Genomic DNA, 9380 nt, shown 5'->3' on the forward strand with positions numbered 1-9380 from the left:
GCCCGGGCGGCCGTAGGGGGAGCGCGGCGGGGGGGGCCACCGGCCCCCGCCCCCCGCGCGCCTGGCCGGTTACCGCCGCGCGCCCCGACCGCGACACCCCGGCCGAGCACGGGGCCGAGCACGGGGCCGAGCACGGGGCCGTGCCCGGGAGGCGCGACGCGCCAGGAGCCCGAGCGCGAGCTGGAGCGGGGGCCGGAGAAGGAGTCGGAGCCGGGGCCGGGCGGCCGGCCGTCGCGCGGCCCGTCGTGACCGAACTGCGGCTCTCCGCCTACGGCGGACGGCGGCGCGCGATCCACCCCCTCGGGCCCGTCACCCTCTTCGCCGGACCCAGCGGCAGCGGCAAGTCCACCGTGCTCGGCGCGTACGAGGCGCTCGCCCGGCTCGGCGCCGGCGACCCGCTCGCCGAGGTGTTCCCGGACCCCGCCGCCCTCGTCCCCGAGGGCGCCCGGCCCGACACCCAGGGCCGCCGCGGCTTCCGCATCGGCTGCACCGTCGACGGCCCCGTCGGCCCCGTCCGCCTCGACCTCGCCGTCCAGGCCGAACCCGAACTCCGCATCGCCGGCGAACGCCTCACCCGCCACGGCCGCACCCTCCTCACCACCGCCCTCAGGGACCCCGGCCGCGCCACCGTCCAGGCCGCCTGGCTCACCGCCGGCGCCACCCCCGTCACCCGCGCCCCGCTCCCCGACGACCTCCTCGGCACCGCCCTCCTCCCGCTGCGCGTCGCCGGCGCCACCGCGGGCCAGCGCGAGGTGCTCGCCGCCGCCGAACAGACCGTGGTCGGCCTCCGCTCCCTCTTCCCCTGCACCCCCGAACCGGCCAGGATGCGGGCCCCCGTCCTCCCCGGCGAGGGACGCCTCCTGCGCCACTGCGGCAACCTCGCCGAGGTCCTGCACCGCACCCACAACGCCTGCCCGCGCCGCCACCAGCGCCTCGCGGCCGTCGCCGGCGCGGGCTGCGCGGCCCCCGTCACCGCCGTCGCCGTCCAGGAACTCCCCGACGGCGCGGTCCAGGCCCTCCTCGCCAGGGGAGCCGGCCCCGCCACCCCGCTCGGACGTCTCGGCGACGGCGAACTCCGCTACCTCGCCCTGGCGTTGACGCTCCTCACCGGCCCGGGCGTCCTCGCCATGGACCGGATCGCCGAGGTGCCGGACGCCATGCAGTGCCTCACCCTCCTCGCCGACGACCTCGACCGGGGGCTCGACGCCCGCCAGACCGCCGCGCTCCTCGGACTGGCCGCGACCATCGCCGCCGACGGCCACCTCCGGCTCACCGGCGCCGTCGGCGAGGCCGCCGCGGCGGAAGCCCGGCGGACCCCCGGGGTGACAGTGGTAGACCTGACCCCGTGACGGACACCGAACACGACGTGGCCGGGCTCCAGCGCCGCCTCGCCGACTTCGCGGCGGCGCGCGACTGGCAGCCCTACCACACGCCCAAGAACCTGGCGGCGGCGCTCAGCGTCGAGGCCGCCGAACTCCTGGAGATCTTCCAGTGGTCGACCCCCGAGCAGGCGGAGCGGGTGATGGAGGACCCGGACGCGGCCCACCGGGTCGCCGACGAGGTCGCCGACGTCCTCGCCTATCTCCTGCAGTTCTGCCAGGTGTTGGGGATCGACCCGCTGGCCGCCCTCGCCGCCAAGATCGACCGGAACGAGCTCCGCTTCCCGGCCCGCAGACGGGACGGAACGGACGAGTCGGGCAACACTGGCGGCGATCGTCACTCTTCGGAGTGATCGCTTTACCTCCATCGAGCTGCCTGTCCACAGATTTCCGAATTCCTCTGGTGCGAAGGCTCGGGCGGCCTCACTCTGGGTAGTGGATGGAAGGGAAGGCAAGTCGCACGAACGGGGGCGGAGTTGATGGAAGCGGAGCGGCTCGTCCAAGCCGGCCTGCACGCACTGGCCGAGAGCAGGACGGCACACGACATCGTGGCGGAAGCCTGGCAGGCCCGGGCTCTCGCCCAGGCGATAGGAAGTCACCTCGCGCTGTGCGGACCGTTGGAGCTGCGCGGCGAGGCACGGGGGCTGAGCGAGGCAGGGGAGTACCCGGCGTGGGGCTCGGCCGGCCCCCGCGCCGCCCGGCTCAGCGAGGTCGGCGACCCGCGCTCGGCGCTGACCGCGCTGGGGGAGCTTCTCGGGGAGGTCGGCATCGCCCTCGTCGGGGTGGCCTCGGTCACCGACGACGAGGGGCTGTACTGGCAGTGCATGGAGGCCATCGACGCCGCCGACGAGGCCGGCGACCGGGTCCGGGGCATGCTCCGCCGTCTCGACGTGCGCGAACAGACCCGGGCCCGCCCTCCCGACCCGCCCCGGGGCCGAGCCGGCCCCCTGCCGGGCATCCCGCACCCCGGCGTCCGGACCCCGGGCCCGTCCCCGGCGCCCGGCCCGACCTCCCGCCCGGACCCCGAGCCCGCGCGGGACCCGGGTCAGGAACGGGACCGGGAGCGGGAACGCGACCGGGCCCGGGACCGGTGACGGTCCAGGGCCCGGGGCGGAGGGAGAGACGGAGCGAAGGACGGAGGCCGAGGGAGGGAGAGAGCAAAGAGGGAGAGGGGAGACTCAGCGCATTCCGGCGTCGCCGTCGTGACGGCCGTCGTACCGGTCCTCACCTCCGCCGGCGGATGGACCGTCGGAGGACGGCTCCGGCTCGTGGCGGTCCACGGAGGACTGGAGGTCGGCGTCCAGCTGGGAGAGGTCGGCGGAGAGCGCCGCCATCAGCTCCTCCATCTGCTGGAGCAGCCCCTTCGGGGCTCCGGGAGCCTGCTGCCCGGGCACGGACTGCGGCATCTGCTGTTCGGGCAGGGCCTGCTCCGACGCGGCTTCCTGGGACATCGCGGCCTCCTCGACCCGGGCCCCGGCCGGTGCGGACGGGATCACGGGAGAAGAACGACGCACCGGCTGCTGCCGCCGGCACGCGGGCCGGGCGGTCCGGCTCCGCCCGAGCCAACGACGACGCCCGGTGACGGTCACTGGCCAGCGGCGACGCGTCCCGCCAGGGGGGACGGATATTCACCCGACCGGGCCGGGCGGCCTCCCGCGCTGACGCACGGCTTGACACGCACCCGACGGTGCAGGATGGAGGTATGGATCTTCGCATCTTCACAGAACCCCAGCAGGGCGCCGACTACGACACCCTCCTCCGGGTGGCCCGCGCCACCGAGGACCTCGGCTTCGACGCCTTCTTCCGCTCCGACCACTACCTGCGGATGGGCTCCGGCGACGGCCTGCCCGGGCCGACCGACGCCTGGATCACCCTCGCGGGGCTCGCCCGGGAGACCAGCCGGATCCGCCTCGGCACCCTGATGACCGCCGCCACCTTCCGGCTGCCGGGCGTCCTCGCCATCCAGGTCGCCCAGGTCGACCAGATGTCCGGCGGGCGGATCGAGTTCGGCCTGGGCGCGGGCTGGTTCGAGGAGGAGCACACCGCGTACGGCATCCCGTTCCCGAAGGAGAAGTTCGGCCGGCTGGAGGAGCAGCTGGCGATCGTCACCGGCCTGTGGGAGACCGAGACCGGCAAGAACTTCTCCTACGAGGGGAAGCACTACCGACTCGTCGACTCGCCGGCCCTGCCCAAGCCCGCCCAGCGGAAGATCCCGGTCCTCGTCGGCGGTCACGGCCCGAGCCGCACGCCCTGGCTGGCGGCGCGGTACGCGGACGAGTTCAACATGCCGTTCTCATCGCTGGAGGACACCGAGCGGCAGTTCGCCCGGGTCCGGGCCGCCGCCGAGGAAGCCGGCCGGGACGCCGACGACCTCGTGTACTCCAACGCGCTGGTCGTCTGTGTCGGCAAGGACGACGCCGAGGTGGCGCGGCGCGCCGCCGCCATCGGCCGGGACGTGGCGGAACTGAAGGCCAACGGCCTCGCGGGCTCGCCCGCCGAGGTCGCCGACAAGCTCGGCCGCTACGCGGCGGTCGGCTCCTCCCGGGTCTACCTCCAGGTCCTGGACCTGGACGACCTGGACCACCTGGAGCTGATCTCCGCCCAGGTCGCACCGCAGCTGGGCTGAGCCGATGACAACGGCCCGGACGTTCGCCCAGGCGCTCGCCGACGGCGTGCTCGTCCTCGACGGCGGGCTCTCCAACCAGCTGGAGGCCCAGGGCTGCGACCTGTCGGACGCGCTCTGGTCGGCGCGACTGCTGGCCGACGCGCCCGAACAGATCGAGGCGGCCCACACCGCCTACGTCCGGGCCGGCGCCCAGGTGCTGATCACCGGCAGCTACCAGGCGACCTACGAAGGCTTCGCCCGCCGCGGCCTCGCCCGCGCCGAAGCCGCCGCGCTGCTAACCCGCAGCGTCGCCCTGGCCCGCGCGGCCGCGGGGCACGCGGGGGAGGGGGAAGAGGGGACGGGGGAAGGAGGGGTGGGGGAGGGGGAGGGGCCCCCGGGGAGCGGGACGCGGCGGAAGGTGTGGGTGGCCGCCTCCGTAGGCCCCTACGGCGCCATGCTCGCCGACGGCAGCGAGTACCGGGGGCGGTACGGACTGTCGGTGCGGGAGCTGGTGGCGTTCCACCGGCCGCGGGTGGAGACGCTCGCGGCGGCGGGGCCGGACGTGCTGGCGCTGGAGACGGTGCCGGACGCCGACGAGGCGGAGGCGCTGCTGCGGGCGGTCGAGGGGTGCGGGGTGCCGGTCTGGCTGTCGTACACGGTGGCCGGCGGGCGGACCCGGGCCGGGCAGGGGCTCGCGGAGGCGTTCGCGGTCGCGGCGGGGAACGAGCAGGTCGTCGCCGTCGGGGTGAACTGCTGCGAACCGGCGGAGGCCGCCGACGCCGTCGCGGCGGCCGTGGCCGCCACCGGCCGGCCGGCCGTCGTCTACCCGAACAGCGGGGAGGGCTGGGACGCCGGGGCCCGCGGCTGGCGCGGCGCGCCGGCCTACGGTCCGGCCGCCGCCCCACGCCTCGCCGCCGCGTGGGCGGATGCCGGCGCCCGGCTCGTGGGCGGCTGCTGCCGCGTCGGCCCGGACACCATCGCCGCCCTGGCCGGACGACCCCCGGGGGCGGACCACCCCCACGACTGATCCGCCGTCGCCGAGCGGGCCCCGGCCTGCCTCCGGCCGACCGCCAGCTTGCCTCCGGCCGGTCTCCTCCCGATCGGCCCGCCGCCTCCGTACGCCCCCGGGTGCGGCCTCCCCCGCCGGGCCCGCGGGGGAGGAAAACCAATGGTCGGAGTGGGGGTGGCGCGCTCATACTCGGGCGTGTGTTCCTGACGATCAGTACCACCGGCACCCCGGAGCGTCCCGCGACCGATCTCGGATTCCTGCTGCACAAGCATCCCGAGCGGGCGCAGGCGTTCTCGACCTCGCACGGCACCGCGCACGTGCTCTACCCCGAGGCCACCGCGGAGCATTGCACCGCGGCTCTGCTCCTGGAGGTGGACCCCGTGGCGCTGGTGCGCCGCGGCAAGGGCAAGGGCCGGGGCGGGGCCCCGGACGCGGCGCTCGCGCAGTACGTGAACGACCGGCCGTACGCCGCGTCGTCGCTGCTCGCGGTCGCGCTGGCGCAGGTCTTCAAGACGGCGCTGCACGGGGTGTGCAAGGCGCTGCCCGAGCGGGCGGCCGAGCCGCTGCCGTTGCGGATCGAGGTGCCGGTGCTCCCCGCGCGGGGCGGCGCCGAGCTGGTCCGGGAGCTGTTCGGGCCGCTGGGCTGGACGACGGTGGACGCCGAACCGGTCGCGCTGGACGCGGAGTTCCCCGAGTGGGGCGACTCGCGGTACGTGCGGCTGGTGCTGGAGAGCGAGAAGCTGCGGCTGGCGGACGCGCTGAACCAGCTGTACGTGCTGCTGCCCGTCCTCGACGACGCCAAGCACTACTGGGTGGCGCCCGACGAGGTGGACAAGCTGCTGCGGGCCGGTGACGGCTGGCTGGCGGCCCACCCCCGGCGCGAGCTGATCACCACCCGCTATCTGTCGCGCCGCCGGAGCCTCGCCCGCGAGGCGTCGGAGCGGCTCGAACTGGTGCGGCTGGCCGAGGCCGACGGGCTCGACGTCGAGGACGTCGACAACGCCGTGGACGAGACGAGCGACACGGAGCAGCGGCCGGTGCCGCTCGCCGAGCACCGGCGGGCCGCGATCCTGGCCGCCCTGCGCTCCGCCGGTGCCGCCCGGGTCCTCGATCTGGGGTGCGGACAGGGCCAGTTGGTGCAGGAGCTGCTGAAGGACGTGCGGTTCACCGAGGTCGTCGGGGTGGACGTGTCCGTCCGGGCGCTGACCGTGGCCGCGCGCCGGCTGCGGCTGGAGCGGATGGGGGAGCGGCAGGCCGCCCGGGTGAAGCTGGTGCAGGGCTCGCTCACGTACACGGACAAGCGGCTTGTCGGGTACGACGCCGCGGTGCTGAGCGAGGTCATCGAGCATCTGGACCTGCCGAGGCTGCCGGCGCTGGAGTACGCGGTGTTCGGCTCGGCCCGGCCCCGTACGGTCGTCGTGACGACGCCGAACGTCGAGTACAACGTGCGCTGGGAGTCGCTGCCCGCCGGGCACGTCCGGCACGGCGACCACCGGTTCGAGTGGACCCGGGCGGAGTTCCGGGAGTGGGCCGAGGGCGTGGCCGGACGGTACGGGTACGGCGTGGAGTTCGCGCCCGTCGGGGCGGACGACCCCGAGGTCGGGGCGCCCACGCAGCTGGCGGTGTTCACCCGCGCCGCGACCGAGGACGACGAGAAGAAGAAGGAGGATCGGGCATGAGTGCCGACACGACCACCACCGCCGCGGCGGACACCGCGGACCGCCGGGTGCTGCCCGTCACCGACCTGTCCCTCGTGGTGCTCGTCGGCGCGACCGGTTCCGGCAAGTCCTCTTTCGCGCGGCGGCACTTCAAGCCGACCGAGGTGGTGTCCTCGGACTTCTGCCGGGGGCTCGTCGCGGACGACGAGAACGACCAGTCGGCGTCGCGGGACGCCTTCGACGTGCTCCACTACATCGTCGGCAAGCGGCTCGCGGCCGGCCGGCTGACCGTCGTCGACGCCACCAACGTGCAGCGCGAGGCGCGCCGTCAGCTGGTGGAGCTGGCGCGGGCGCACGACGTGCTGCCGATCGCGATCGTGCTCGACCTGCCGGAGTCGGTCTGCCGGGCGCGGAACGCTCTGCGGGCCGACCGGGCGGGCATGCCCGACCATGTGATCCCCCGTCACCGGCGCGAGCTGCACCGGGGGTTGAAGGGGCTGGAGCGGGAGGGCTTCCGCAAGGTCCACGTCCTGCGGTCGGTCGACGAGGTGGAGGCGGCGGAGGTCCGGCTGGAGCGCCGGTTCAACGATCTGCGGCACCTGACGGGCCCGTTCGACATCATCGGTGACATCCACGGCTGCCGGAGCGAGCTGGAGACGCTGCTCGGCCGGCTCGGCTATGTGGACGGCGTGCACCCGGAGGGGCGTACGGCGGTCTTCGTCGGCGACCTGGTCGACCGGGGGCCCGATTCGCCGGGCGTGCTGCGCCGGGTGATGGGCATGGTGGCGGCGGGGAACGCGCTGTGCGTGCCGGGCAACCACGAGAACAAGCTGGGGCGTTGGCTGAAGGGCCGGAAGGTCCAGCAGACCCACGGCCTCGCCGAGACGATCGAGCAGCTGGAGCGCGAGCCCGCCGAATTCCGCGATGAGGTCCGGGCGTTCATCGACGGCCTGGTGAGCCACTACGTGCTGGACGAGGGCAGGCTGGTGGTGTGTCACGCCGGTCTGCCGGAGAAGTACCACGGCCGGACGTCGGGCCGGGTGCGGTCGCACGCGTTGTACGGCGACACCACCGGTGAGACCGACGAGTTCGGGCTGCCGGTGCGCTATCCGTGGGCGGAGGAGTACCGGGGCCGGGCGACGGTCGTGTACGGGCACACGCCGGTGCCGACGACGTCCTGGATCAACAACACCATCTGCCTGGACACGGGTGCCGTGTTCGGCGGGCGGATGACCGCGCTGCGCTGGCCGGAGCGCGAGCTCGTCGACGTGCCGGCCGAGCGGGTCTGGTACGAGCCGGCCCGTCCGCTGGCGTCGGAGGCGCCGGGCGGGCACCAGGGCCGGCCGCTCGACCTGGCCGACGTCCACGGGCGGCGCACGGTGGAGACCCGGCACCTGGGCAATGTGGCGGTGCGGGAGGAGAACGCGGCGGCGGCCCTGGAGGTCATGAGCCGGTTCGCGGTCGATCCTCGGCTGCTCGCGTATCTGCCGCCGACGATGGCGCCGACGCCGACCGCGAGGGCGGAGGGCTATCTGGAGCATCCGGCGGAGGCGTTCGCCCAGTACCGGGCGGACGGCGTCGAGCGGGTCGTGTGCGAGGAGAAGCACATGGGCTCGCGGGCGGTGGCGCTGGTCTGCCGGGACGCGGACGCGGCCCGGGAGCGGTTCGGCGTGGACGGGCCGACGGGTGCGCTGCACACCCGCACCGGCCGGCCGTTCTTCGACGACGCGGACGCCACCGAGCAGGTCCTGGCGCGGCTGCGGACGGCGATCGGCGCGGCCGGGCTGTGGGAGGAGCTGGACACCGACTGGCTGCTGCTCGACGGCGAGTTGATGCCGTGGTCGCTGAAGTCGGGCGGACTGCTGCGGCACCAGTACGCGGCGGTCGGCGCGGCCTCGGGGGCCGTATTCCCCGATGCCGTACGGGCGTTGGAGGCGGCGGTCGCGCGCGGGGTCGAGGGCCTGGGCGGGCTGCTGGCCGCGCAGCGTGAACGGGCCGCGGACGCGGGCGCGTTCAGGGAGGCGTACCGGCGCTACTGCTGGCCGACGGAGGGTCTCGACGGGGTGCGGTTCGCGCCGTTCCAGCTGCTCGCGGGGCGCGGCCGGATGCTCGCGGACGTGCCGCACGACACCCAGCTGGGGTGGCTGGACCGGCTCGTGGAGCACGATCCGACGGGGCTGCTGCAGGTGACGCGGCGGATCGTCGTCGACACCGGCGACGAGGCGTCCGTCCGCGCGGGCACCGACTGGTGGCTGGAGCTGACCGGCGCCGGCGGCGAGGGCATGGTCGTGAAGCCGCTCGCCGCGCTGGTGAAGGACGGTTCGGGCCGCCCGCTCCAGCCGGGCGTGAAGGTGCGCGGCCGGGAGTACCTGCGGATCGTGTACGGCCCCGAGTACACCCGTCCGGAGAATCTGGCGCGGCTGCGGGAGCGGTTCCTCGGGCACAAGCGCTCGCTCGCCCTGCGCGAGTACGCGCTGGGTCTGGAGGCGCTGGAGCGGATGGCGGCCGGGGAGCCGCTGTGGCGGGTGCACGAGGCGGTTTTCGCGGTGTTGGCGCTGGAGTCGGAGCCGGTGGACCCGCGCCTGTAGCGGGGAGGGCCCCCGGAGGAGGGGGCCGGCGGGGAATTCGGGCGGGGGCCGTCCCCCCCCCCCGCCCCCCCCAACCGACGGATGGTGGCCAGGGGGTTGCTCTATTCTCCCCCACCCACCCGCGCCGCCCCGCGAGGGCGC

7 protein-coding genes and 1 pseudogene are annotated in these 9380 nt (G+C 75.2%); 7 read left to right on the plus strand and 1 reads right to left on the minus strand.

What is annotated here, in order from left to right:
- Positions 1–245 precede the first annotated feature (245 nt).
- The 3 genes and pseudogenes from ACFW1I_RS33400 to ACFW1I_RS33410 form a co-directional block, all read left to right on the plus strand.
- Positions 246–1349, plus strand: a complete 1104-nt coding sequence (locus ACFW1I_RS33400) for an ATP-binding protein (RefSeq protein ID WP_384677014.1) — start codon at positions 246–248, stop codon at positions 1347–1349.
- Positions 1346–1732, plus strand: a complete 387-nt coding sequence (locus ACFW1I_RS33405) for a nucleotide pyrophosphohydrolase (protein ID WP_384677016.1) — start codon at positions 1346–1348, stop codon at positions 1730–1732. The genes ACFW1I_RS33400 and ACFW1I_RS33405 overlap by 4 nt, the downstream gene beginning before the upstream one ends.
- Before the next feature lie 126 nt (positions 1733–1858).
- Positions 1859–2341 (plus strand): annotated as a pseudogene (locus ACFW1I_RS33410) (DUF6099 family protein); the annotation flags it as partial.
- A gap of 216 nt (positions 2342–2557) precedes the next feature.
- Here ACFW1I_RS33410 and ACFW1I_RS33415 read toward each other — a convergent pair.
- Positions 2558–2830 carry a hypothetical protein gene (locus tag ACFW1I_RS33415; protein WP_384677018.1) on the minus strand — a complete coding sequence of 91 codons (273 nt, stop codon included), beginning with the start codon at positions 2828–2830 and terminating at the stop codon, positions 2558–2560.
- 251 nt (positions 2831–3081) lie between these two features.
- Between ACFW1I_RS33415 and ACFW1I_RS33420 the strand changes: the two genes are divergently transcribed.
- The 4 genes from ACFW1I_RS33420 (at position 3082) to ACFW1I_RS33435 (ending at position 9239) form a co-directional block, all read left to right on the plus strand.
- Complete coding sequence (locus ACFW1I_RS33420; protein ID WP_384677020.1) at positions 3082–4005, plus strand: LLM class F420-dependent oxidoreductase; 924 nt, start codon at positions 3082–3084, stop codon at positions 4003–4005.
- 4 nt (positions 4006–4009) lie between these two features.
- Entirely contained in the window at positions 4010–5011 is a 1002-nt protein-coding gene (mmuM, locus tag ACFW1I_RS33425; RefSeq protein WP_384677022.1) for a homocysteine S-methyltransferase, read from the plus strand.
- 179 nt (positions 5012–5190) lie between these two features.
- Positions 5191–6672 carry a 3' terminal RNA ribose 2'-O-methyltransferase Hen1 gene (locus tag ACFW1I_RS33430; protein WP_384677024.1) on the plus strand — a complete coding sequence of 494 codons (1482 nt, stop codon included), beginning with the start codon at positions 5191–5193 and terminating at the stop codon, positions 6670–6672.
- Positions 6669–9239, plus strand: a complete 2571-nt coding sequence (locus tag ACFW1I_RS33435; protein ID WP_384677026.1) for a polynucleotide kinase-phosphatase — start codon at positions 6669–6671, stop codon at positions 9237–9239. Before ACFW1I_RS33430 ends, ACFW1I_RS33435 begins: the two co-directional genes overlap by 4 nt.
- Positions 9240–9380: the final 141 nt, after the last annotated feature.

It is taken from the genome of Streptomyces sp. NPDC058955 (assembly GCF_042741435.1).
Lineage (GTDB): Bacteria > Actinomycetota > Actinomycetes > Streptomycetales > Streptomycetaceae > Streptomyces.

What these genes read in the sequence shown, in the direction of transcription:
- mmuM (WP_384677022.1), top strand. Translation starts at nt 4,010, where the DNA reads ATGACAACGGCCCGGACGTTCGCCCAGGCGCTCGCCGACGGCGTGCTC.
- ACFW1I_RS33420 (WP_384677020.1), top strand. Translation starts at nt 3,082, where the DNA reads ATGGATCTTCGCATCTTCACAGAACCCCAGCAGGGCGCCGACTACGAC.
- ACFW1I_RS33435 (WP_384677026.1), top strand. Translation starts at nt 6,669, where the DNA reads ATGAGTGCCGACACGACCACCACCGCCGCGGCGGACACCGCGGACCGC.
- ACFW1I_RS33415 (WP_384677018.1), bottom strand. Translation starts at nt 2,830, where the DNA reads ATGTCCCAGGAAGCCGCGTCGGAGCAGGCCCTGCCCGAACAGCAGATG.